The sequence below is a fragment of the Blastomonas sp. genome, from assembly GCF_046294995.1.
GTDB lineage: Bacteria > Pseudomonadota > Alphaproteobacteria > Sphingomonadales > Sphingomonadaceae > Blastomonas.
This window is the reverse complement of sequence record NZ_JBKBOG010000001.1, coordinates 680408-703504: the sequence shown is the minus strand read 5'-3', so window position 1 is coordinate 703504 and position 23097 is coordinate 680408. Positions and strand designations below refer to the sequence as shown.

Below are 23097 nucleotides of genomic sequence, written 5' to 3'. Positions count from 1 at the left end.
AGTCTCACTCCTAAATCGCCATCAAGGTCCACCGTTTTCCGGCGAAAGCCCGAATCCAGGGCGACCGCAGTGCCATCTGACCCCTGGGCTCCGGCTTTCGCCGGAGAACGGCAGGGCCAAGCCGCCGCCAACACGAGGCGTTCGCGAGCTGATCGCGAGCCGATCGGCGAGACGGTGCGGCGGTGGACAGAAGATGCAATGGTGTGCCCCGAATCCGGAAAAAGCCAGTCAAGCACGCGAGGGGGTGAACCATCTGCCGGTCCGTGTATTGATGGTTCGCATGAAAAACTTGGCAGCGCTCTGGTTCGGCATTCCGCTTTGGCAACGCATTCTGGCCGCGCTGGCGCTGGGTGCGCTGACGGGCTGGTTGATGGGCCCGGCCGCGGCGCAGCTTCAGTGGATCGGCGATCTGTTCATCCGGCTGATCCGCATGCTGATCGTGCCTTTGGTGTTCGTGACCCTGGTCTCGGGGGTGGCGTCGATGGCGGCACCGGCTAAACTGGGGGCGATCGGGCTCAAGGCGATGGCGTTGTACATGGCGACGACGTTTGTCGCGATCCTGTTCGGGCTCGCGGGCGCGCTAATCCTGCAGCCGGGGCGCGGGGTCACGCTCGATGCTGCGGCGGCATCCGAACCGCTGCCCGCACCGATGCCGCTGGGCGAGCGCCTGATGGCCATCGTTCCCGAAAACGTCTTTGCCGCTTTTGCTGCAGGCGACATCCTCGCGATCATTTTCTTCGGCGTGCTGCTTGGCGCGGGTCTGCTGATGGCGGGCGACGCCGCAAAGCCGCTCACCCGCCTGTTTGCCGCAGGTTCGGCTGCGATGCTCAAGGTCACGCATATCGTCATGGAGATCGCGCCGATCGGGGTGTTCGCGCTGGTCGCATCGGTGATGGGGAGCGAAGGCGTCTCGGCGTTCGTCACCGTCTTTTCGCTGGTGCTGGTGATCTATCTCGGCGGCGCTGCGCATATGATCGTCGTTCATGGCGGGCTGGTCCGCTTCTTTGCCGGCCGCTCGCTGCCCGGTTTCTTCGCGGTCGCACGCGCGCCCCAACTGCTGGCGTTCTCGACCAGTTCGAGCGCAGCAACCCTGCCGGTGACGCTTTCTGCCGCCGAAGAGGGCATGCACATCCGCCCGGCGGTTGCATCCTCGGTGATCCCGCTGGGGGCAACGATCAACATGGATGGCACGGCGCTGTACGTTGCGGCCGTGGCGGTGTTCGCTGCGCAGATCTTCGACGTGCCGCTCAGCATCGGCGACTATGCGACGATCGCGCTGACCACGGTGCTGGTCTCGATCGGCACGGCATCGGTGCCGTCGGCGTCGCTGTTCCTGATGGCTGCGGTGCTCGACGTCATCGGCATCACGCCCGATCAGACCGCGCTGGTCATCGGCTTCCTGCTGCCGTTCGATCGCATTCTCGACATGTGGCGCACCGTGATCAACGTCACCGGCGACCTGGCGGTGGCGACCAGCGTCGCGGCGATGGAGGGCGAACTGGATGATGGCCCTCAGGCGGCCGGCGCACAGCAGGCGTGAATACATGGGGCTTGAGCTCCCGCCGGGTTTGACGCGCCCCCTTTGCCACACCATATAGCGGCGCATGACCTCACCCTTCGAAGCCCTGCCCGTCCATTTCACTTTGCCTGACCGCGATGCGCGCGGCCGTTTCGTGCGGCTCGACAGCGTGTTGCGTGAGATCCTCGCAGCGCATGACTATCCGACCTGCATCAAGCTGGTGCTGGCCGAGGCGATCACGCTCGCAGCATTGATCGGATCGCTGATGAAGCAGGATGGCGGCCAGGTGACCATCCAGGCGCAGACCGAGGGCGGCATCGTCGAACTGCTGGTGGTCGATTATCGCGGCGGCGAATTGCGCGGGCACGTGCGCTTCGATGCCGAGCGGCTCGCCCGGCTGGGTGCCAACCCCTCGCTGTTCGCGCTGTTCGGCAAGGGGTACCTTGCGATGACCTTCGACCAGAGCTTCGGCAAGGGCCGCTATCAGGGCATCGTGCCGCTCGACGGAGACTCGCTGTCGCAGGCGTGCGAGAGCTATTTCACCCAGTCAGAACAGGTGCCCACGATGATCCGCATCGCGATCGAGAGCGACGCCACCGGTTGCCGCAGCGCGGGCTATCTGGTGCAGCATCTGCCCGAGGGCGAGGAGGGCCGCGAGCGCTTGCACGTCCGGCTCGACCATCCCGAGTGGGAGCATGTCTCGATCCTCTCGTCCACGCTGACCCATGCCGAGCTGCTCGACCCGGCGGTCGATGGCCGCGACCTGCTGTGGCGGCTGTTCCACGAGGAGGACGAGGTCCGCGCCGAGGATGGCGTGCCTCTGGTCAAGGGCTGCCGCTGCAACCTCGACCACATCCGCGACGTCATCGGCCGCTTTCCGCCCGAGGATCAGGCCGAGATGGTCGGCGAAACCGGCACGATCGTGGTCGATTGTGCGTTCTGTTCGCGCGCGTTTCATCTTGAGCCACAGACTCTGGCCCAGGCCGATCCATCCAATACCGGGCCGCAAACCCGCCATAATTAACAAATGTTTTCGCCATGATTGCTGGCTAAGGCGTCTTCATTGCCTGGGGCAAGAAACCTGTATCGGGTCGCACACTCATGACTGTTCCTGCCGCAGTGACCGGCACGGACCAACGATAAGGTTACACCCGATGACGAATCTTCGCAGTGCATGGAAATGGTTGGCCGTGCCCGCTCTGGCCGTTGGCATCGCCTCCGTTTCCGCGCCCGCCCAGGGACCCGAGCTTGCTATGCTCGACAAGGTTCAGCCCGGACTGTGGCAACTCAAGGAACGCGGGAGCAGTGACGCCGCCGACAAGGTGTGCGTGCGCGATCCGCGCAAACTGCTGCAGCTTCGCCACAAGGATGCGCAATGCAGCCGCTTTGTCCTTTCCGACACACCCGACGAGGTTACGGTGACCTATCGCTGCACCGCGGGCGGATCAGGCCGTACCACGATCCGATATGAAGGCCGCGGCCTCATCCAGATCGATTCGCAGGGTATCGCGCAGAACTCTCCGTTCGCTTTCGCAAAGGAAGGACGGTTTATGGGCACCTGCAGCGATTGATGCGCGGCAGTCCGGGCTGCACGCTTTCTTAACCAAAATCAGGCTAACAAGGTCAGGTGCCGGACTCGGTACGCTTTCCTCCATTCAGGTCTTAACGACCTCACTGGGCCGCCGGATACGTCCGCGCGGCCCGATTTTTGTGCGAGCCCAATCCTCCCCTGCAAGGGGAGGTGGCGGGCCGCAGGCCTGACGGAGGGGTGTCACCCTCTATCAGGCGTGGATACCCCTCCACCACTTCGTGGTCCCCCTCCCCTTGCAGGGGAGGATTTTCAAGATTTTTTGGTTTGCCCGAGATGGCGCGGCGCAATATGCGCACATCATGACACATTCCCAGAAAATTGCCGTTGTCCTGCTGTCCGGCGGCCTTGATTCCATGGTTTCCGCAGCGCGCGCGCAGGAAGCCGGTTTTGCCGTCGCCGCGCTGACCATCGATTACAACCAGCGTCACCGCGTCGAGATCGAGGCTGCACGCCATATCGCTGCACACATCGGTGCGGTGCGGCATATCGTGCTGCCGCTCGACCTGCGCCAGTTCGGCGGATCGGCGCTGACCGATGATATCGATGTGCCCAAGACCGGCGTCGGCGACGACATTCCGGTGACCTATGTGCCCGCGCGCAACCTTATCTTCCTGTCGCTGACGCTGGGATGGGCCGAGGCCTTGGGCGCGCGCGACATCTTCATCGGTGTCAACGCGCTCGATTACTCGGGCTATCCCGATTGCCGGCCCGAATTCATCCAGGGGTTCGAACGGCTCGCCGACCTTGCCACCAAGGCGGGCGATCAGGGCGAGCCCTTCACGATCCACGCACCGCTGCAGTTTCTGGGCAAGGCCGAGATCGCTGCCGAGGCCGCGCGGCTCGGGCTCGATCCGGGGATGAGCTGGTCGTGCTATGATCCCACGCCCGAGGGTCTCGCCTGCGGCCTGTGTGACAGCTGCCGCCTGCGCAAACAGGGATTTGCGGATGCGGGGCTGGTCGATCCGACGGTTTACGCGGGTTAGTACGACCGATCTGTACAGCCGTCATTCCCGCGAACGCGGGAATCCCGCTTTGGTCCAGACGTCAGCCAAAAAGCGGGACCCCCGCGTTCGCGGGGGTGACGGAAAGCAGAGTTTACTCCCCGATCGATCCCTCAAGCGCTGGCTCTGCTGGAGCTGGCGAGGCCTGCGGTGCGTCGCTTGACAGCGCGCGCTCGGGCGCGGTCGGAGCAGCACCCGGCGTCCCTGGCCCCGAAGGCGAAGCGGCAGGATCAGCAAGTGGCGCGTCGTTGGGCAGCAGCTCCAGATTGGGTAGTTCGTCGCTGATCGTGCCTTCGGGCGCACTGCCCTGTGCGACCGCGGCCGTATCTGCCGCCTTGTCCCTGCAACCGCCAAGCGCAAGCGCTGCGGCGCAGAGCGTGGTTCCCAGAATGATCGGCCTCAATGTCATCGTCATGTCTCCTGTGCAGCCGGGCCTTGGCACGTCCCGCCAAGTGCCGCAAGAAAGCCGGGGGCATGCGCCGCCAGTGCCGCGTCGAGATCAGCCATGGTCGCAGCGATGCCCAGATCTGCCAGGCTGGTGACCGGATATTCGGCGATTCCGCACGGCACGATGCCGCCGAAATGCGACAGGTCCGGGTTCACGTTGACCGCAAAACCGTGCATCGTCACCCAGCGGCGCACCCGCACCCCGATCGCGCCGATCTTGGCCTCCTGCCCGGCCCGCGTATCGGTCCAGATGCCGACGCGTCCTTCAGCACGGCGTGCCGAGACGCCCATATCGCCGAGCGCCGCGATCACCCAGTCCTCAAGCGCATGGACGAAGCAGCGCACGTCCCTGCCCCGCTGCCGCAGGTCGAGCAGCAAATATCCCACCCGCTGCCCGGGTCCGTGATAGGTGTAGCGCCCGCCGCGCCCGGTATCGTAAACCGGGAACTGCTGGCTGAGCAGCTCGGCAGGGTCGGCACTGGTGCCGCCAGTGTAGAGCGGCGGGTGTTCGACCAGCCAGACCAGTTCCCCGGCCTCATGCGTCTCGATCGCGCGGTTGCGCTCTTCCATCGCCCTCAGTGCGTCTGGATATGGCAACAGCCCAGGCTCGATCCGCCATTCCGGATTTGCGCTAAATGTATCTGCCATCGTACCCGTTGTCGCCATTGCGCGTTACCTAGTGCCGGACGCTTGCGCGCGGCAAATGCCTTGCGCGCCGACCCGGTGCCGTTTAGCGCACCCCTTTAATCGCTTTAGTCCGTGAGGCCAATCCCGCCATGACCCGCAAGCTCGATCTTTCCGCCTGCTGGAACGACGTGATGCACGTGTTTCGCTCCAACCGCGAACTGCTGCTCAGCGTGGCCGGGGTGTTCATCCTGCTGCCAAGCCTGGCGTTTGCGCTGTTCGTGGATCGCCCTGTCACGCCTGCGGATGCCGATCTGGAAACGCTTTATCAGGGGATGCAGCAGTTCTACGTCGACAATATCGTATGGATCATGCTCATCGGGCTGGCCAACGGCTTTGCCAGCGTGGTGATGCTGGTGCTGATCCTGGATGCCGACAAGCCATCGGTCGGCGAGGCGATGCGCAAGGGGTTGTCGATCCTGCTGCCGTTCTGGGCAATGGGAATATTGAGCGGGGTGCTGGTGTTCTTCGGCTCCCTGGCCTTCGTGCTGCCCGGCATTTACGTGTTCATCAAGCTCGTGGTCGCGGGCCCCGCGATGGTCGCTGAACGGACTTACAACATCAGCAAGGCGCTGCGCCGGTCCTGGGCGCTGACCAAGGGCAACAGCGGGCGCGTCTTGCTGTTCGTGGTCGTCGTCGCGGTTACCGCGTTCTTCGTCTACATCACCTCGGTCACGGTGATCGGGCTTGTCATCCGGCTGGCGGTCGAGGGCGGGCTGGCCGATACATTGACCACGCTGGTCGATGGCGTGATCAGCATGTTCCTCGCGGTGTTGATGGTGTGCGTTTATGCGGCGCTGTATCGCCAGCTGGCAGGGCCTTCGGCTGATGAAATGGCCGATACCTTCAGCTAACCTGCAATCACCGGCACATGCGGCGCGGCGTCGCGCGGGATAAGGCCGGTCAGCCGCGGGTCGTCGAGCACCTCGATCTCGCGCGCTGTGGCCGTGAACCCTTGCGCGATGTAGAACCCCAATGCGCGCGGATCGTCGAGCGTACAGGTGTGCACCCATACCCGCTCCACTCCGGCACGCCAGGCAAGCGTAAGCGCCTGCGCCATCAGCCAGCCGCCGAAGCCCTGTCCGGTGAGCGGAGGGATAAGCCCGAAGAACGCGATCTCGCAGGCTCCTGATTGGCGGAAATCCAGTTCGAGCAATCCGACTTCGATCCCCTGCGGATCGAGCATTGCGAAGATCTCGACCCCCGGATCATGGATGATCGCAGCCAGCGCATCGTCTGACATCACGAGCCGCGAGAACCACAGCCATGGCTCGCCGACGCGGCGATAAAGCAGCCGGTATTTTTCGACCGAAGGCGCCTGCCAGCGTTTGAGCCTGAGCGGCACCGCCTTGAGCGGACGCGCACGCGGACGCATCCGCATCTCGAGATGGGTTACGACGGTCGCCAGCTGACCGGCTGCTACGGGCGTGAACTGCGAAGCCATGCTGCTGCCCTAGCGACAAAGCAACAGACTTGCCAATGCTGTGTGAAACACATAGTATGCACGCTCGATGGACATCGCATTCGATCCCGCCAAGGATGAAGTGAACCGGTTCAAGCACGGTGTCTCGCTCTCGTTCGGCAAGCGCGTGTTCGAGGACTCTGAACTGGCTATCCTTCCGACCATAAGGTTGGGAGACGAAGAGGAAAGGTTCAAAGCGATTGGCTTGGTCGATGGCAAACTCTGGACCGCTATTCACGTCTGGCGGGACGACATTTGCCGCCTGATATCGGTACGAAGGAGCAATGGTAGTGAACAAAGAGACTATGATCGCTATTCCGGCGGACCCTAACGACCCGGAAGACCGCGACGTCAGCGTCGCCGGGCTGGAACGGGGCCTGATGGGCCGTCGCATCCGCATGCTGCGCAACCGGCTGGGCATGAGCCAGGACGAGTTCGCTCGCGCCTACGGCATTCCGCTCGCCAACATCCGCCAATACGAGATCGGCCGGCATATGCCGCCGCCCGCCGTGCGCGCCTATCTCAAGGTCATTGCGGCTGAGCCCGAGCTTGCGGCCAAGGCGATTGCCGACGCTGCCTGATCAGCGGAAGACGCAGTTCACGCCTGACCACAGGTTGGTGACTTTGGCCTTGGCACCGGTACCATCCAATATGCCCGAAAGCCCCGCGGCGTTGAACTCGGTGCCCAATGTCGTCTGCTCGATCTTGGCGTCGTAAACATCCAGCAACTGGGCGCGGGTCGAGCCGATGCCGATGCCGCTGATGGTGGTCAGCCTGGGTGTCGGCTGTGCCTTGGCGTCCGACTTGGCAGGCGCGGCAGCCCCGCGTTCGTCGAGCGCCCAGCCTGCAAAAAGCCCGTCGAGCGAATAGAGCGTCAGCCCATCGTCCCAGCTGAGATAGGTCAATGGCCCCGCGCCGCACTCGTCATTGCGCCCGGACTGGGCCGGACCTTTCAATTTCTCCGCGACCTGCTTGAGCTGCGCGGCGCCGACGCCGAACGCCAGTGGCCGCGTCGCACCACTCTTGGGATCGACCAGCCGCAAACCTTCGCCATCAAGGCTGATCACCGGGGGGTGCGCGGACACAGCGGCATCGGTGGAGGCGACGCCCTCACCGGGGACCGCGATCGCCGGATGGCCCGGGGGCAGATCGATGCCCTGATGCGGATCGGCGTCTGCCTCGGCGCGTTTCTCGGGCTCGGCCTGGCAGGCAGAGAGCAAGGTGGCGGCTAGCAGCGGCAGCGCGGCGAGGATCGGGCGGAATGTTGTCATGGCGCAATGAGTACGCGCCCTATCCGCCCGCGCAAAGCGGCTTTTTGTGTAGACGCTATCTCGCGGTCAGTTGGAGAGCAGCAGTGCCGGCCGGTCCTCGGCGCCCGCGCCGCTCGCGAGCACCGATGCTGCGGTATGGCCGGCCTTGCTCTTGTGGCGGAACTGGCCATCGACATGGCCGCCCTGCTCGATGGTGATCGTCTCGTAACTGACGTCGCCGGTCACATGCGCACTGGCGGTGATCACCAACTCGCGCGCATCGACCGATCCGGTGACGGTGCCTGCGAGGCGCGCGGTCTCGGCGGTGACGGCACCCTGGATGATGCTCGATTCGCCCTGCACCAGCGAGGCGCAGGCGATATCGCCTTCCACGCGGCCATCGATGTGCAGATCGACCTTGGCGGATACATTGCCGGTGATCACCACGTCGGCACCAATCACGGAGAATGTGGAACTGCCGACCATGCTGGACCCTGACCTGGTTGCGCGTGCGTTAGCGGGTGGAATCGTCTGTCCGCTGTTCGGCGACGGCTTGGATCTTGAGAACATCTCTGTTGGCCTCCAGGAACGGACGGGGGTTCATCGCGCGGTCGTTATGGCGCACCTCGAAATGCAGGTGAGTGCCGGTCGATCGGCCGGTGCTGCCCATGCCGCCGAGCCGTTGGCCCTTGTCTACACGTTGTCCGGTGCGGACGCCGATCGACGAAAGGTGAGCATAGCGGGTGACAAGGCCGTTGCCATGCGAAACCTCGACGCAGTTGCCATAGCCGTTCTTGACCCCGGCGAACACGACCTTGCCCTGCGCCGCAGCGAGGATGGAGGAGCCGTGGGCGCCTTTGAAATCAATGCCGCTGTGCAGGGCTGCGGCGCCGGTGAACGGATCGCGGCGATAGCCGAAACCGCTGGTGATGGCAGGTGCGAGCGCGGGCGAGCCCGACGGGATGGCCACCAGACCGCGTTCGAGCGCATCCATGCGGGCCAAGGTCTGGCCCAGCGTGGTGAAGCGCGGATCGAGGCCCAGGTTGCCGCTGCCTTTCTTGCCCTTGGATTTGAGCGGAATGAAAGGACCACCCTGTGCCGTCGCACTGGCGCGCGCGACGCTGTCGGGATTGAGCCCGAACTTGCGGATCGCGTCCTCTGCGCTGGTGGCGCGCAGCGATGCCGCCTTGGTCAGCTTTTCGACAAACGCGATCTGGCGGGCTTCCATCCGGGCAAGGCCGGCAGCTTCAGGCACCAAGGCGCTGATCTTGCGTGCGGTCTTGTCCGCCTCGTCGCTGCTGTCGGCGGCCGCATCGCCGACGACGGCTCCGGCATCCTCGCTCGCGGCCTGTTCGCCGATATAGCTGGTCACGATGGTCTCGAGGAAGGCCTGGCGCTCTTCCAGATCAGCTGCGACATCATTGACCGACGAACGGTAGGCAGCGACCCGGCTGGCGGAACTGGCCACCTGCGCCTGCTTCTGCACCAGCGCCATGCGCTCGGCGCTGATGCTGTACTGGCTGACCAGCATCGCCAGCGTGACCAGCAGCCACAGCAAAAAGGCGGCAGCAAAAGCGCCAGCCACCGTCATTTGCAGACGGGCCGAAACCTTGACGAATTTGATCTGTCCCTGCGATCGCATAAAAAATTCGCGATCAGGGAACCATTGCGCAAGCGTATCGGTAATACGCTTGCGCACCATTGAAATGTGCACGACCCGTTAGACCCTAAAGTTAACCCCGAAGCGCGGCTAGCAAAGGGGGTGCAGCTTGGCGAATCGACTCCTCGTGGATTCCCACGAGTCGGACGAGTCGTGCGGTGAGTTGCATGTCAGCAACGGTTTTTTGGCGAATCGACGCCCGGCTGGCTGGAAAAACAGCCGCAAAAACCCACCAAACGTCCGTTTCTTCCTATCAAATGTTAATCTCGAGTCGCGGGTTGGAACCGTGCGGCAGCGCTGTTACAGCCGCGCCATGTCGAACCTCGCCTCATCCTCCTCTACCCTGTCGGCCGAATGCATCATCGAGCGGTGCTGCAGCGACGCGCGATTGGCAGCGCAGCGCCTCAGACGCATGAGCGATGCCGACAAGGCAATGGCCCTGTGCGCAGCGGCAGACGCGTTGCGACAAGACGCAAAAGATATCCTGGCTGCCAATGCACGCGATTGTGAGGCTGGGGAAACACGCGGCCTGTCGACCGCGCTGCTCGACCGTCTCCGGCTCGACCCATCGCGGCTCGCCGTAATCGCCGACAGCGTTGATGCGGTTGCAGCCCTCCCCGACCCGGTCGGCCAAGAGATCGACCGGCGCATCGCGCCTGCGGGCATGGTGTTGCGCCGCGTGCGCGTTCCGATCGGCGTCATCGGCATCATCTACGAGAGCCGCCCCAATGTCACAATCGATGCGGCAGCGTTGTGCGTACGCTCTGGCAACGCGGTGATCCTGCGCGGCGGCAGCGAGGCGGTGCACAGCAACCGGGCGCTGCGCGGCAGCTTTGCGCGGGGGCTGGCCAGCGCCGGGATGGACCCTGCGGCGGTGCAGCTGGTTCCGACTCAGGACCGCGATGCGGTCGGCGCGATGCTGGCCGCAAGCGGCGGGATCGACCTTATCATTCCGCGCGGCGGCAAGTCGCTGGTCGCGCGGGTGCAGGCCGATGCCCGGGTTCCGGTGCTCGCGCATCTCGACGGTATTTGCCACACTTTCGTCCATGCAGAGGCCGATCCTGACACCGCGCGCGCGATCGTCGTCAACGCCAAGCTGCGCCGCACCGGCATCTGCGGGGCGATGGAGACGCTGCTGATCGATCGTGATTACCCCGATGCTGCGCGCCTACTGGCCGCGCTGGTCGAAGGCGGCTGCGAGGTGCGCGGCGACGATATGGTGCTGGAGCTTGAACCGCGCGCGGTATCGGCCAGCGACGAGGACTGGGATACCGAATATCTCGACGCGATCGTTTCGGTCGCGTTTGTCGGGGGGCTCGATGGCGCGCTCGCGCACATCGCCCGCCACAGTTCGGGCCACACCGACGCGATCATCACCCGTGATGCCACCGCCGCAGCCCGGTTCCAGGCCGAGGTCGACAGCGCGATCGTGATGGTCAACGCATCGAGCCAGTTTGCCGATGGCGGCGAATTCGGCCTTGGTGCCGAGATCGGCATTGCAACCGGACGGCTGCATGCGCGTGGTCCAGTGGCGCTCGAAGGACTGACGACCTACAAGTGGCTGGTCGAGGGAACCGGCCAGATCCGCGCCTGACCAACCGGTTGCCTAGCGCAGGTATACATTGTATACATGGGCAATGAGCAAGTCACAGGTCATCACCGCCCGCATCGATCCTGAAGTCATGGAACTCGTCGACCGTCTTGCCGCTGCGCAGGGCCGCAGCCGCAGTTGGCTCGCCGCGCGCGCAATCGAGAAAATGGCCCGCGCCGAAACCGCGTTCATGGATTTCGTGAAGGAAGGCGAGGACGACATCGCCGCCGGACGCTATCTGACGCAGGAGCAAATGGAGGAGTGGATTGCAGACCGGGTTCGCAACCGCCAGGCAGCCAGGCAAGCGGCTGAATGACGAAAGTCGTCTGGTCGCCCAAAGCGCAAACCGATCTTGCGTCTATCGACGATCAATTGTTTCTGGAAGACCCCGATTTTGCGGATCGAGTGGCTATTGCATCGGTGCAATCTGCCCGCTTTCTGCTAGACTGGCCTTTTGCCGGTCCGATGGTGGGCGATCAAGACCACCGCAAATGGCGGGTAAAGCGGACCCCTTACATCTTCATTTATCGGCCCGTTGATGGTGACGTGCACATCCTGCGGGTTTACCACGAGCGCCAGGACTGGGGCCTGGAACCATGAACAGCCGCCCCGTTCGTACCGGCCTGCTCGGCGGGTCGTTCAATCCTGCGCACCGCGGCCACCGCGCGATCAGCCTGTTTGCGATGGAGGCGCTGGGGCTGGACGAAATCTGGTGGATGGTGAGCCCGGGCAATCCGCTAAAGGCGGGCGCAGCCGACATGGCGGACATCAAGGCCCGCCTCGGGTCGGCCCGGGCCATGGCGCGCCGCAGCCGCATCCGCGCCACCGCAATCGAATCGCAGCTGGGCACCCGGTACACCGTCGATACGCTCGCCAAGGTGCGAAAGCGCTACCCGAAACGCGAGTTCATCTGGATCATGGGGGCCGACAATCTGGCCGGATTCCACCGTTGGCACCGGTGGCGCGACATCGCGCGGCAAATGCCGATTGCAGTGATCGCCCGGCCCGGATATGATGGGCGTGCCATTTCGGCTCCCGCAATGGCCTGGTTCGGGCATCGTGTCCGTCCCCGGAACCAGGCAACTGACTGGACACGATGGAGTATGCCGGCGCTCGTGCTGCTGCGCTTTCGTCCCGATCCGCGGTCTGCAACCGCCTTGCGCAGGAGCGATCCTGACTGGTTTGTCGAGCATGCCGAGCATCCGGTTCGCGATGCGGTGACCCGGCAGGTTCTGGCGTGACGCGACCGATCGGACCTTCATCCATCCCAAGCCGGGATATGTTTTCAACCCCTCACCCTGTGCCAATCTCGCGGTCGCCTCATCGGCGCCGCAGCCAGTATCAAGCGTATGTTCGCAAGGAGCTCCATTGACCAATCTTTCCCCCACCCCGTCCGGGACCTCTCAGCCCGGCGCCGTCGGCCCGGCCCCGCGCTCGGCTGAGACGCAGCTGGCCGAAGCCACCGAATTGCACGCGCTGGTCATGCAGTCGCTCGACGACGATCAGGCCCAGGAAGTGGTCTCGATCCCGCTCGCGGGCAAAAGCAACATCGCCGATTTCATGGTGATCGCATCGGGCCGGTCGACGCGGCAGGTCGCATCGATGGCGCAGAAGCTCGCCGAGCGCATCAAGCAGTCCGGCGGCACGGCGCGCATCGAGGGAATGACCAACGCCGATTGGGTGCTGATCGATGCCGGCGACGTGATCGTCCACCTGTTCCGCCCCGAAGTGCGCACGTTCTACAATCTGGAGCGCATGTGGGCCTTTGGCGAAGCCCCCGAGACGCCGAACGCCTGATCCGGCGCAGGCTCGCACCGGCAGGATGATCGTTTATGCGCCTGCACATCATCGCGCGCGGCAAGATCGGCCGGTCACCCGAGGCCGAGCTGGTGCAGCGCTATGTCAAGCGCATCCAGTGGCCGCTGGCGATCACCGAGCTGCCCGACCGGGGCGGCGCTGTGCCGCCCGCGCCACAGGGCAGCCGCACGGTGATGCTCGACGAGCTGGGCAAGCAGCTGACGTCGATGGACTTCGCGCAGGCGCTCGAACGCTGGCGCGACGACGGCGTGCGCGAGACCCGCTTCCTCATCGGCGCGGCGGACGGTTTCGATGATACAGAACGCGCTGGCGCAGACCTGCTGATCGCGTTCGGCAAGGCGACCTGGCCGCACCTGATGGCGCGCGCGATGCTCGCCGAACAACTCTACCGCGCCACCAGCATCCTGGCCGGCCACCCCTATCACCGCGAGGGGTGAGCGAGAATGCGCCGGCGATCCCTTGCCCTGACCTCGATCGCGGGCGCGCTGATCACGCTGTCGCTGCCCGGAAGCGCCGCGCCTGTCGTCCGTAACGTCGATCTGCTCGAGCAGGAGCGCGCAGCGCTCGCCCGCTCGCTCGCCGATGCCCGGGCCGCCTCGCGCCGCAGCCGCCAGCTGGAAAGGCAGGCTGCAGACGCTGTCGAAGCTGCGGACCGCGCCCGACGCGAAGCGCGTGCGCTCGCATCGCGCGTCCAGGAAGCCGAAGCCGAAATCGCCGCTGCAGAAGCGCGGGTGAAGATCATCGCGACGTTGCAGCGCGCACAGAAGGCGCGACTCGCCAAACGACAGCAGCCGCTGGTCCGGCTGACTGCGGCACTGCAGTCGCTTGCTCGCCGCCCGACGGTGCTGGCGTTGGTCCAGCCCGGGTCGATCGACGACATGGTCCGCGTTCGCGCGGTGCTCGCGACCACCCTGCCCCGGGTCGAGGCGGAGACCGCGCTGCTGCGCAAGGACATCGCGCGCTCGGCCGATCTTGCCGTGCAGGCCGCGCGCGCGGCACGGTTGCAGCGCGAAGGACAGAGGGAGCTGGCCGTCCGCCGCGCGGCGCTCGCCCGGCAGGAGGCGCAATCGCGCGCGCAGTCGCGTCAGCTGGCGAGCACCTCGCGGCTGGAGGAAGAACGCGCGCTGGGCCTTGGCGAGCGCGCGCGCGATCTCGACGCGCTGGTCAGCGATATCGAGGCAAGCGGGACCTTGCGCGAACGGCTGGCCGCGCTCGATGGCCCGGTGCTCCGCCCACCTCGACCGCAAGAGTCGCAGGTGGTCGAAAACGCCCCCACGCGCGTGCGCAGTGGCCGCCCCGCCTATCGCCTGCCGCTGATGGGACCGATCGTCGCCGGCTTTGGCGAGGTGGCCGCCAGCGGCGTGCGTTCACGCGGGCTGACCATCGCCGCGCGCCCCGGTGCTCAGCTGATCGCGCCCGCCGAAGGCCGTGTCGGGTTTGTCGGGCCGTATCGCGGCTTCGGCCAGATCGTCATTATCGAACATGTCGGCGGGTGGACCAGCCTGATCACGGGGATGCAGCGTACCGGCCTGCAGGTCGGCGAGCGCGTGGCGCAGGGGGATCCGATCGGCCGCGCTGGCGAAAACCGACCCAGAATCACCGTCGAACTGCGCCGCAACGGTCGACCGATCGACATTGCCGCGCTGATCACCTGAGGTCGGCTCATTCACCTGCGAGCAAGGTATCCTTGCTAGCTTTGCACGCTGATCGAAACGGAACGCGGTTTGATAGCAAAGCATCTGGCAATTGGCCGCGCAGAAGGCTAGATTACCGTCCACGCGCTGTGGGGTGTGCGCGACGATGAGTGCCTGGGGAGCAAGCCGGCCATCCGCGAAGACGGAGGCGGCGATTTCCGGCACCAGATATTGGGACCAAAAGTCCAAGCCGGTTCAACAACAAGGTTGCGTTTGATGATGAAGTCCCACCTCGCCCGAGTTTCCGCAATCGCCTTTGCCGTCGCGCTGGTTCCTGTAGCGACGTCGGCGATCTCGCAGGTCGAGTCCGACACCCAGGCCGAGATTTCCCGCTTCATCGATATCTTCGAGCGGGTGAAGACCGATTATGTCGAGCCGGTCAACGACGACAAGCTGGTGCGCGGTGCGATCGATGGCATGCTCGCCAGCCTCGATCCGCACAGCAGCTATCTCGACGCACGCGATTTCGAAAACCTGCGGACCCAGACCGAGGGGCTGTATGGCGGCCTCGGCCTGTCGGTGACGCTGCAGGACGGCGCGGTCAAGGTGATCGCCCCCACCCGCGAGACCCCTGCCGACAAGGCCGGTATCAAGGCCGGCGATTACATCACCCATCTCGATGGCAAGCTGATCTACGGCGGCACGCTCGACGACGCGGTCGACCAGATGCGCGGCGCGCCTGGCACCTCGATCAAGCTGACGATCGTTCGCGAAGGCCGCGACAAGCCGTTCGACGTGACGATCACCCGCGCAATCATCGACCTCAAGCCGGTGACCTGGGAGATCAAGGACAATATCGGCATCATCACCATCGCGAGCTTCACCTCGAGCGTGGGTGCGGACGTTGCAGAAGCGGTGCGGGGCATCGAGGCACAGCTGGGCCGCAAGCCGACCGGCTATGTGCTCGATATGCGCTCCAACCCCGGCGGCCTGCTCGATGAGGCCGTGGCTGTTTCCGATGCATTCCTTGAAAAGGGCGAGATCGTCTCGCAACGCGGCCGCCACAAGGGCGATATCGAACGCTATTTTGCACGACCGGGCGATATCATCGGCGGAGCGCCGCTGATCGTGCTGGTCGATTCAGGGTCGGCGTCGGCATCCGAAATCGTCGCAGGCGCGCTGCAGGATCATCGCCGTGCGCTCGTGATGGGTGAGCGCAGCTTCGGCAAGGGATCGGTGCAAACGTTGCTGCCGCTTTCCCGCACCACCGCGCTCAAGCTGACCACCGCACGGTACTTCACGCCTTCGGGCAATTCGGTGCAGGAAGGCGGGATCGAACCGGATATCGCGGTGCCGCAGCTGTCCGATCCCGACTACAAGACCCGGATGAAGCTGCGCGAATCCGATCTGCGTGGCCACCTGATCAACGAAATCGGCCTGGACGACAAGGATCTGGAAATCGACAAGCTTGCCGATCCGCGCTTCACGATGACCACCGAGCAGCTCAAGGAAAAGGGGATCGAGGATTTCCAGCTGTATTACGCGATGGCGACGCTGCAGCGCACTACGATGGCGAGTGCTCGCCTTGCCGCAACCGGCAGCCGGCCCGCGCGTTCCCCTGCTGTGGCGCGTCCGGTGACTCGCCGCAACTGACGGGTGGTCGATCAAACCCATCCGTTTCATTCGCATCGAACCCCGGGGGCCTGATCTGACATGACTTCGCGCGCGCCGCGTATTGCTGCCTGGCTGGCACTGCTTATCCCTGCATTCATGCTAGGCGGAGCTCTGGTGAGCCAATATGTCTTTGGACTGTATCCTTGCGAGATGTGCTATTGGCAGCGCTGGCCGCATTGGGTCGCGCTCGCGCTGGGCGGAATTGCCGTGCTGTCGGTGCGCCGCATCCAGGGGCTCGCCGTGGGAATGGCTGCGCTTGCCGCAGTCGCGATTGCCATCAGCGGGCTGATCGGCGGGTTTCATGCAGGCGTCGAATATGGCTGGTGGGAAGGCCTGACGCGATGCGCTTCGTCGATGCCCGCCGGTGCAACCACCGATGATGTGCTCAACTCGATCATGGCCGCGCCATTGGTGCGCTGCGACACCGCGCCATGGTCGATGTTCGGCATCTCGCTTGCAGGCTATAATTTCCTCTTGTCGCTCACAGGGGCCGCCGCCATCTATCTGCTGCTACGCCGCAAGAAGCCGGGAACCATAGTCGCATGACGAACGCCAACGAACCGCTGAACCCCGTTAGCCACGAGGTCGATCTCGCCGAGATGATCCGCGTCAACCAGGCCGGCGAATATGGCGCGACCCGGATTTATGCCGGGCAGCGCGCGGTCATGGGCGATACCGGCCCCGAAGCCCGCGCGATTGCCGGGATGGCCGAGCAGGAAGAAATCCATCGCGCCTATTTCGACAAGCTGATGGCCGAGCGCGGGGTCCGCCCGACCGCGCTGCAGCCGTTCTGGAACGTGGCCGGCTTTGGCCTGGGTGCGGTCACCGCGCTGATCGGCCCCAAGGCGGCGATGGCCTGCACCGTGGCGGTTGAGACCGAAATCGACCGGCATTATGCCGATCAGCTCGAGGAGCTTGGCGAAAGCCACCCCGAGTTGAGCACCGCGATCGCCAAGTTTCGTGACGAGGAACTCGAGCACAAGGAACGCGCGCTGGCCGAAGGCGCCGAGCAGGCATTCGGCTATCCGGTGATGAGCGCGGTGATCCGTATGGGGTGCCGCGCAGCGATTGCGCTGTCCAAGCGTATCTGAACTGACCTATGCGTCACATGCCGTTCATGCGCCTGTCGCTAGTACGGTTGACGCGCTGATTTGATCTTGAGGAGACGAACGATGAAGACCGGAACCCTGGCAGCCCTGCTGCTCGTTGGAACGGCCTTCGCCGCGCCCGCCTCCGCTCAGGATTCGGCAGGCGACAAGGTCGTGCAGCGGATCGTGTACGGCAACGAGGCGTGCGAGCCATCGACCAATCCCAACGAGATCGTCGTGTGCATGCGGATGGACGAGCAGGAGCGCTATCGCATCCCCGAGAACCTGCGCAGCGACCCCAATGCGATCGCCAACACCTCCTGGACCGAGCGGGTACGCTCGATGGAGACCGTCGGCAACTTCGGCACCGACAGCTGCTCTCCGGTCGGTGCGGGTGGGTTTACCGGCTGCACCCAATCGCTGGTCCAGGCCGCACGGCTTGAAAAGAAGACCGGTGAGGACGCCCGTGCCGGTCGTTTGATCGAGGAGGAGCGCCAGCGCCGTCTGTCGAACATCGATGCGGACGCTGCTGCGGTCGAAGCGCGCGAACAGGAAATCGGCGCCGAGCTCGACCAGCGCAAGGCGGAGCGCGAAGCCGCAGCTGCCGCGATGCGCGCGCAGGCTGATGGCGTGGAACCCGACCGCAGGCCGGAGCCCCAGGTTCGATCACCCGAATAAGTCCGAATAAGGCTGGCGCCTTCACGCGATCAACCGACTTGCACGGATAACACACCTCGCCCATATACAGCTTGGCGGGCAAATCGACCCGCGACGTGTGCGGGAGTGCGTGACCAATGGCGGGATCATCGGCGGATATGTTCGCTCAGCGAGACGAACCCGTCTCTGCGCTCGCCGTCGGACTTCATCCGGTCGAACCCTCCTACGCCCATGTGATCCGCATCATGACCGCGTTCGTGATGCTGCCCTTGCTGGTTGGCGCGGGCGTATTGGAGTTCGTGCTGCAGCGTAAGATCGGCATGCAGCCCGGCGCCCTGCTGGCGCCTGTGATCGCGCTGGCGGCGTTCATCATTGTCTTCCTGCCGCAGCGCAAGTGGAAGCGTTGGGGCTATAGCGGCGTGGACGAACAGCTGCGTGTCGCGCGCGGCTGGCTGGTTCGCACCGATACGATCGTCCCGTTCAAGCGCATCCAGCATATCGATGTTGCCCAAGGGCCGGTCGAGCGGGTGTTCGGCCTGGCCAGCCTGACCGTGCACACCGCCGGCACGCACAATTCGATCGTCACGCTGCCGGGACTGACCCGCGACGATGCCGAAGCGATGCGCGATACCATGCGGCTGCATATCCGCCGCGAGGCAGAATGAGCGAAGCGCTAAGCCAGGCGGTACCCGCCATCTCGCCGGAGGCTTCGACCGAGCGTCGGCTGCACCCGCTGACGCTGCTGCTCAATCTTGCCCGGCAGCTGCCTCAGGCGATCATCGGGCTCATCGCGCTGCGGCTGAGCGGCCCTGACGAACTGCGTGGCTGGGTGGCTCTTATTGCATTTGTCGCGGTCGTCGCGCTGTTCGGGACCGAGCTGTGGAAATGGTGGCGCTTTTCCTACCGGCTCGATCCGCAAGAGCTGCGCATCGCCAGCGGGATCATCAACCGCAACGTGCGGTCGATCCCCTATGAGCGCATCCAGGATGTGAACCTCGAACAGGGGCTGCTCGCGCGCGTGCTGGGCATGGCGAAATTGCGGCTGGAGACGGGCAGCAGCGGCAGCGGCGACGAAGGTGTGCTCGATTCGGTCGATCTGGCCGAAGCAGAGCGGTTGCGCGACGTCATCCGGCTTCGCAAGGCGGTGCAGGCGGGCGTCGCCGAGCCGGAGGCGAGCAGCGCGCTCGCGTCGGCCGAAACCGAAACCGCGCCGGTATTCGAGATGGACACCCGCCGCGTGCTGACCGCCGGAGTGTTCAATTTCTCGCTGGTGTTCTTCGCGGTGGTCGGCGCACTGGTCAACAATCTCGATTTTCTGCTGCCGGGCGATATCTGGAACCCGCGCCGCATGCTCGACCTGTTCGGGTTCGACGACCTGTTCGCCGCGCTCGACATTGCCGCGCGCATCCTGTCGGTGATCGCGGCACTGTTCAGCCTGCTGGTCATCGGCCTGTTGGGTGGCATCATCCGCACGGGCCTGCGCGAACACGGCTTCCGGCTCGACCGCACCGAAACCGGTTTTCGCAGACGGCGCGGGCTGATCACGCTCACCGACGTGGTAATGCCGCTCCATCGCATCCAGGCAGCAGTGATCGCCACCGGGCCGGTGCGGCGGCGGCTGGGCTGGTTCGAGCTCAAGGTGCACAGCCTTGCCAGCGACAGCGACAAGGAGAGCGATCACTCGGTCGCCCCGCTGGCGCATGAAGGCGAGGTGCGCGCGATTCTGGGCGCGACAGGGATCCGATGGGACACCGATTACCCCGCGATGCGCGCCGTCGACCCCGCGATGTGGTGGGTGCCGCTGGCATTCGCGCTGCCCGTGCCGATGATCGGCATCGGTATATCGGCAACCTTAGCCAACCCCTGGCTCGCGCTGCTTTATGCGCTGGTTCCCGTCGTTCCGCTGATTTGCTGGCTGCAATGGCGCGCGCACCGCTATGCGCTGGAAGGCTCGCAGCTGTATGTTCGCGACGGCTTCTGGGCGCAACGGCTGACGCTGTTGCCGCTGCGCCGGGTGCAGAGTGTCGATATCAGGCAGAACGCGGTGAGCCGCTTCATCGGGCTTTCCGAAGTCCAGATCGGGGTTGCCGGACGGACAGCGCCGGTGACCATCCACGCGTTGCCGTTGGACGATGCGCTTGCGCTGCGGAGCCGTTTGCTCGGGGTCCACTGACAATCGACGGCCAAACTCGATGACGACCCGTCAAACCCTCCCCTGCAAGGGGAGGATTTATTGGCGTCAGAAATCGATCGCGATGCCCTTGAGCTCCCAATCGCCGAAGCGGGTGGGGCCGCGTGCGGCCTCTTGCGCCTGGTCCTCGGCGATCGGCTGCGGCTCAGGCGCAGGATCGGTCTTGGCCCAGTGCGCAGGCGGCTTGACGTGATCGGGACGGCGGGTGGCGCGCGGGGTCTCGGGCATGCGGACGGGTCCTCGGTTGGGCGCAGCCCGGATTGAAAGCGGGGCGTGCGGTATTACATCTGATGCAGGCAATATGGGGCAGACCACCCGAATGTGAAGCGGCCTGCCTCGACCGAAGCAAAAGGATTGAAGAGAAGAGCGATGAACGGGATGAAGACCACGATGCTGCTGGCAGCGATGACAGCGCTGTTCATGGCGCTGGGCTTTACGCTGGGCGGACCACGCGGCGCAGTGCTTGCGCTGCTGTTTGCTGGCGGCATGAACCTGTTTACCTTCTGGAACGCCGACAAGATTGTGCTCAAGATGCACAATGCGGTCGAAGTAAGCGCACAGAGCCACCCGGATTTCTACAATCTGGTGGCACGGCTGGCGCAGCGCGGCGGGCTGCCGATGCCGCGCGTTTACGTGATCGATCAGCCCGCCCCCAACGCTTTCGCGACGGGCCGCAACCCTGAGAACTCCGCGGTCGCCGCCACCACCGGGCTCCTGAACATGCTCAGCCGCGACGAAATCGAAGGCGTGATGGCGCACGAACTGGCGCATGTGAAGAATCGCGATACGCTGATCATGACCATGGTCACGACGATTGCGGGTGCGATTTCGATGCTCGCCAATTTCGGGCTGTTCTTCCGCGGCGACAACCGCAATCCCTGGGCGTCGATCCTCGCGGTCATTGTCGCACCGTTCGCGGCGATGATCGTCCAGATGGCGATCAGCCGCACCCGCGAATTCGGCGCGGACCGGGGTGGCGCGGAAATCAGCGGCAAGCCGATGGCGCTGGCCTCGGCGCTGGCACGGATTTCGAGGCAGGCGCAGGCCATTCCCAATCCGGTGGTCGAACGCAATCCGGCGGCGGCGCAGCTCTATATCGTCCCGTCTGGCGTCAAGGCGCTGTTTTCGACCCACCCCGACACCGGCGACCGCATCGCTGCACTGGAAGCGATCGCGCGCGACATGGGCACGGCGCCTGCACCCCGCCGCGCGGGCAGCGCGCTCGATCCACTGGGGCGCGGGTGACATCCGCAGATCCTCCCCGAGCTTGTCTCGGGGAGGGGGACCGCCGGCCGGGGGTGGAGGGGAAGCGGGATGGCACGCCCCACGATCGAAATCACTAGCCCGCTTCCCCTCCACTACCCGCTTTGCGGGCGGTCCCCCTCCCCCAGCGAGCTGGGGGAGGATTTTAGAAGGGGACTTAACCCCGCCACGATTTGCGCCTAACGCGCCCTCATGAACACGAACGCCCCATCCGATAACGCCACCCCCGGCCTTCCCGCACGCCAGGCCGCCTTGCGCATGCTCGATGCCGTCATGCGGCGCGGCGAGTCGCTTGATACCGCGCAGCATGCCGCGTGCCAGGGGATCGATGAACGCTCCGACCGCGCGCTGGCGATGGCGATCGCGGGTGAGGTGCTGCGGCATCTGCCCGGGCTCGACCTGATGATCGACAGCATGACCCGCCTGCCGCTGGCTGACGATGCCAAGGCGCGGATGGTGCTGCGCATCATGCTGGCGCAGACGCTCGCGCTGGAAACCCCGCCACATGCGACGATCGCCACCGCGCTGCCCTTGCTGCAGGGCGGGCCGCGCAAGCTGGCGCACGGCGTGTTCGGCAGCCTGATGCGCGCGGGCGCCACCCTGCCCGCGCCCGAACTCCCACCCGCCACCGCACACCGCTGGCAGGCGGCCTGGGGCGATGGCATGGTCGAGGCTGCAGGCGTTGCGCTGGGCACGCCGCCGCCGCTCGACCTGGCGCTGGCCGATGCCGCCGGAACAGATGCCCTTGCGCAGGAACTCGGCGGCATCAGCCTGATGCCCGGCCATGTCCGCCTGCCGCGCGGCGGCGCGGTCGAACTGATCCCAGGCTTCGAGGACGGCGGCTGGTGGGTGCAGGACATTTCCGCGAGCCTGCCTGCGCGCCTGCTGGGCCCGAGCCGGGGCGGCCATGTGCTCGACCTGTGCGCCGCGCCGGGCGGCAAGACGATGCAGTTGGCTGCCGCCGGGTGGAACGTCACCGCGCTCGACAACTCCGAAAAACGGCTGCGGCGGTTGCGCCAGAACCTCAAGCGCACCGGGCTGGAGGCGCAGACGGTGACCGCCAACCTGCTCGAGTGGCGCCCTGATGCGCTCGCCGATGCGGTGCTGCTCGATGCGCCGTGCAGCGCCACCGGAATCTTCCGCCGCCACCCCGACGTGCTCTACCGGATCGCCCCGCGCCATATCGAGGAACGCGCCGAACAGCAGGCGGTGCTGCTCGAGCGGGCATCGAACTGGGTCAAGCCCGGCGGGCTGCTGGTTTATGCGGTGTGCTCGCTCGAGCCCGAAGAGGGCGAAGCGGTGATCGACCAGTTCCTCGCCGCTGACAGCCGCTTTGCCATCGATCCGGTGCGCGCCGACGAGCTGCCCGCAGGGGTTGCTCCCGACGCCCGGGGTCATGTCCGCACGCTGCCTGGCATGCTTGCGGAATCGGGCGGACTCGACGGGTTCTTCATGATCCGGTTGCGCCGCACGGCATAATTTGCACCGCGTGTCCGGGGATGGGCCAAATCATGTGGAAAAGCCTGCGGACAAACCTTGCCCCACCAGATGTTGAGGGTTAAGCGCC

29 protein-coding genes are annotated in these 23097 nt (G+C 65.1%); 22 read left to right on the top strand and 7 right to left on the bottom strand.

Annotation, left to right across the window (positions count from 1 at the left end; translation table 11 throughout):
• Positions 1-280 precede the first annotated feature (280 nt).
• From ACK4R0_RS03255 to queC, 4 genes are all read left to right on the top strand, one after another.
• Positions 281-1540 (top strand): dicarboxylate/amino acid:cation symporter, encoded by a 1260-nt coding sequence (locus tag ACK4R0_RS03255; protein WP_409670111.1) that lies wholly within the window; start codon positions 281-283, stop codon positions 1538-1540.
• A gap of 64 nt (positions 1541-1604) precedes the next feature.
• Positions 1605-2543 carry an Hsp33 family molecular chaperone HslO gene (locus ACK4R0_RS03250; protein WP_409670108.1) on the top strand — a complete coding sequence of 313 codons (939 nt, stop codon included), beginning with the start codon at positions 1605-1607 and terminating at the stop codon, positions 2541-2543.
• Between the two features lie 130 nt (positions 2544-2673).
• On the top strand, positions 2674-3090 hold the full coding sequence (locus tag ACK4R0_RS03245; protein ID WP_409670105.1) for a DUF3617 domain-containing protein: 417 nt from the start codon (positions 2674-2676) through the stop codon (positions 3088-3090).
• Positions 3091-3409: 319 nt separating this feature from the next.
• On the top strand, positions 3410-4093 hold the full coding sequence (queC, locus tag ACK4R0_RS03240; RefSeq protein WP_409670102.1) for a 7-cyano-7-deazaguanine synthase QueC: 684 nt from the start codon (positions 3410-3412) through the stop codon (positions 4091-4093).
• Between the two features lie 112 nt (positions 4094-4205).
• On the opposite strand, the gene ACK4R0_RS03235 is transcribed toward queC, so the two are convergent.
• Positions 4206-4526 (bottom strand): hypothetical protein, encoded by a 321-nt coding sequence (locus ACK4R0_RS03235; RefSeq protein WP_409670099.1) that lies wholly within the window; start codon positions 4524-4526, stop codon positions 4206-4208.
• Positions 4523-5206, bottom strand: a complete 684-nt coding sequence (gene lipB, locus ACK4R0_RS03230; protein ID WP_409670096.1) for a lipoyl(octanoyl) transferase LipB — start codon at positions 5204-5206, stop codon at positions 4523-4525. Before lipB ends, ACK4R0_RS03235 begins: the two co-directional genes overlap by 4 nt.
• A gap of 128 nt (positions 5207-5334) precedes the next feature.
• Between lipB and ACK4R0_RS03225 the strand changes: the two genes are divergently transcribed.
• On the top strand, positions 5335-6096 hold the full coding sequence (locus tag ACK4R0_RS03225) for a glycerophosphoryl diester phosphodiesterase membrane domain-containing protein (protein WP_409670093.1): 762 nt from the start codon (positions 5335-5337) through the stop codon (positions 6094-6096).
• Here ACK4R0_RS03225 and ACK4R0_RS03220 read toward each other — a convergent pair.
• Complete coding sequence (locus ACK4R0_RS03220) at positions 6093-6686, bottom strand: GNAT family N-acetyltransferase (protein WP_409670090.1); 594 nt, start codon at positions 6684-6686, stop codon at positions 6093-6095. The genes ACK4R0_RS03225 and ACK4R0_RS03220 overlap by 4 nt on opposite strands.
• Before the next feature lie 67 nt (positions 6687-6753).
• Here ACK4R0_RS03220 and ACK4R0_RS03215 point away from each other — a divergent pair, with 67 nt between their 5' ends.
• Together ACK4R0_RS03215 and ACK4R0_RS03210 are read left to right on the top strand one after the other, a co-directional pair.
• The gene (locus ACK4R0_RS03215) at positions 6754-7035 is read left to right on the top strand and encodes a BrnT family toxin (RefSeq protein WP_409670087.1); all 282 of its coding nucleotides are present in this window, start codon (positions 6754-6756) and stop codon (positions 7033-7035) included.
• Positions 6995-7285 (top strand): helix-turn-helix domain-containing protein, encoded by a 291-nt coding sequence (locus ACK4R0_RS03210; RefSeq protein WP_150126191.1) that lies wholly within the window; start codon positions 6995-6997, stop codon positions 7283-7285. Before ACK4R0_RS03215 ends, ACK4R0_RS03210 begins: the two co-directional genes overlap by 41 nt.
• On the opposite strand, the gene ACK4R0_RS03205 is transcribed toward ACK4R0_RS03210, so the two are convergent.
• The 3 genes from ACK4R0_RS03205 to ACK4R0_RS03195 all read right to left on the bottom strand — a co-directional run bounded on the left by ACK4R0_RS03205 (position 7286) and on the right by ACK4R0_RS03195 (position 9656).
• Positions 7286-7975, bottom strand: a complete 690-nt coding sequence (locus tag ACK4R0_RS03205; protein WP_409670082.1) for a hypothetical protein — start codon at positions 7973-7975, stop codon at positions 7286-7288.
• Between the two features lie 66 nt (positions 7976-8041).
• Complete coding sequence (locus ACK4R0_RS03200; RefSeq protein WP_409670079.1) at positions 8042-8440, bottom strand: polymer-forming cytoskeletal protein; 399 nt, start codon at positions 8438-8440, stop codon at positions 8042-8044.
• Between the two features lie 28 nt (positions 8441-8468).
• Positions 8469-9656: a M23 family metallopeptidase gene (locus ACK4R0_RS03195; RefSeq protein ID WP_409670076.1), complete on the bottom strand. Its 1188-nt coding sequence runs from the start codon at positions 9654-9656 to the stop codon at positions 8469-8471.
• A 370-nt stretch (positions 9657-10026) separates the two neighbouring features.
• Here ACK4R0_RS03195 and ACK4R0_RS03190 point away from each other — a divergent pair, with 370 nt between their 5' ends.
• The 13 genes from ACK4R0_RS03190 (at position 10027) to ACK4R0_RS03130 (ending at position 20249) form a co-directional block, all read left to right on the top strand.
• Positions 10027-11208 (top strand): glutamate-5-semialdehyde dehydrogenase, encoded by a 1182-nt coding sequence (locus ACK4R0_RS03190; protein WP_409670073.1) that lies wholly within the window; start codon positions 10027-10029, stop codon positions 11206-11208.
• 43 nt (positions 11209-11251) lie between these two features.
• Positions 11252-11521, top strand: coding sequence for a CopG family ribbon-helix-helix protein (locus tag ACK4R0_RS03185; protein WP_409670070.1), 270 nt, complete (start codon positions 11252-11254; stop codon positions 11519-11521).
• On the top strand, positions 11518-11805 hold the full coding sequence (locus ACK4R0_RS03180; protein ID WP_409670067.1) for a type II toxin-antitoxin system RelE/ParE family toxin: 288 nt from the start codon (positions 11518-11520) through the stop codon (positions 11803-11805). The genes ACK4R0_RS03185 and ACK4R0_RS03180 overlap by 4 nt, the downstream gene beginning before the upstream one ends.
• Complete coding sequence (locus ACK4R0_RS03175; protein WP_409670064.1) at positions 11802-12446, top strand: nicotinate-nucleotide adenylyltransferase; 645 nt, start codon at positions 11802-11804, stop codon at positions 12444-12446. The genes ACK4R0_RS03180 and ACK4R0_RS03175 overlap by 4 nt, the downstream gene beginning before the upstream one ends.
• Positions 12447-12687: 241 nt before the next feature.
• On the top strand, positions 12688-13002 hold the full coding sequence (gene rsfS / locus ACK4R0_RS03170) for a ribosome silencing factor (protein WP_188513872.1): 315 nt from the start codon (positions 12688-12690) through the stop codon (positions 13000-13002).
• Between the two features lie 35 nt (positions 13003-13037).
• Positions 13038-13460, top strand: coding sequence for a 23S rRNA (pseudouridine(1915)-N(3))-methyltransferase RlmH (locus ACK4R0_RS03165; protein WP_409670061.1), 423 nt, complete (start codon positions 13038-13040; stop codon positions 13458-13460).
• A 6-nt stretch (positions 13461-13466) separates the two neighbouring features.
• Entirely contained in the window at positions 13467-14678 is a 1212-nt protein-coding gene (locus ACK4R0_RS03160) for a murein hydrolase activator EnvC family protein (protein WP_409670058.1), read from the top strand.
• A 258-nt stretch (positions 14679-14936) separates the two neighbouring features.
• On the top strand, positions 14937-16310 hold the full coding sequence (locus ACK4R0_RS03155; RefSeq protein WP_409670890.1) for a S41 family peptidase: 1374 nt from the start codon (positions 14937-14939) through the stop codon (positions 16308-16310).
• 60 nt (positions 16311-16370) lie between these two features.
• Positions 16371-16877: a disulfide bond formation protein B gene (locus tag ACK4R0_RS03150; protein ID WP_409670055.1), complete on the top strand. Its 507-nt coding sequence runs from the start codon at positions 16371-16373 to the stop codon at positions 16875-16877.
• Positions 16874-17422, top strand: a complete 549-nt coding sequence (locus ACK4R0_RS03145) for a demethoxyubiquinone hydroxylase family protein (protein ID WP_409670052.1) — start codon at positions 16874-16876, stop codon at positions 17420-17422. The genes ACK4R0_RS03150 and ACK4R0_RS03145 overlap by 4 nt, the downstream gene beginning before the upstream one ends.
• Before the next feature lie 81 nt (positions 17423-17503).
• A complete protein-coding gene (locus ACK4R0_RS03140) occupies positions 17504-18097 on the top strand; it encodes a hypothetical protein (protein WP_409670049.1) in 594 nt (197 codons plus the stop codon).
• A 137-nt stretch (positions 18098-18234) separates the two neighbouring features.
• Positions 18235-18741, top strand: a complete 507-nt coding sequence (locus ACK4R0_RS03135) for a PH domain-containing protein (protein WP_409670046.1) — start codon at positions 18235-18237, stop codon at positions 18739-18741.
• On the top strand, positions 18738-20249 hold the full coding sequence (locus ACK4R0_RS03130) for a PH domain-containing protein (RefSeq protein ID WP_409670043.1): 1512 nt from the start codon (positions 18738-18740) through the stop codon (positions 20247-20249). Before ACK4R0_RS03135 ends, ACK4R0_RS03130 begins: the two co-directional genes overlap by 4 nt.
• A gap of 66 nt (positions 20250-20315) precedes the next feature.
• Here ACK4R0_RS03130 and ACK4R0_RS03125 read toward each other — a convergent pair whose 3' ends face one another.
• Positions 20316-20495: a DUF1674 domain-containing protein gene (locus ACK4R0_RS03125; RefSeq protein ID WP_409670040.1), complete on the bottom strand. Its 180-nt coding sequence runs from the start codon at positions 20493-20495 to the stop codon at positions 20316-20318.
• A gap of 141 nt (positions 20496-20636) precedes the next feature.
• On the opposite strand from ACK4R0_RS03125, the gene ACK4R0_RS03120 reads away from it, so the two are divergent.
• Together ACK4R0_RS03120 and ACK4R0_RS03115 are read left to right on the top strand one after the other, a co-directional pair.
• Positions 20637-21512 (top strand): M48 family metalloprotease, encoded by an 876-nt coding sequence (locus tag ACK4R0_RS03120; RefSeq protein WP_409670037.1) that lies wholly within the window; start codon positions 20637-20639, stop codon positions 21510-21512.
• 210 nt (positions 21513-21722) lie between these two features.
• Positions 21723-23009, top strand: coding sequence for an RsmB/NOP family class I SAM-dependent RNA methyltransferase (locus tag ACK4R0_RS03115; RefSeq protein WP_409670034.1), 1287 nt, complete (start codon positions 21723-21725; stop codon positions 23007-23009).
• Positions 23010-23097: the final 88 nt, after the last annotated feature.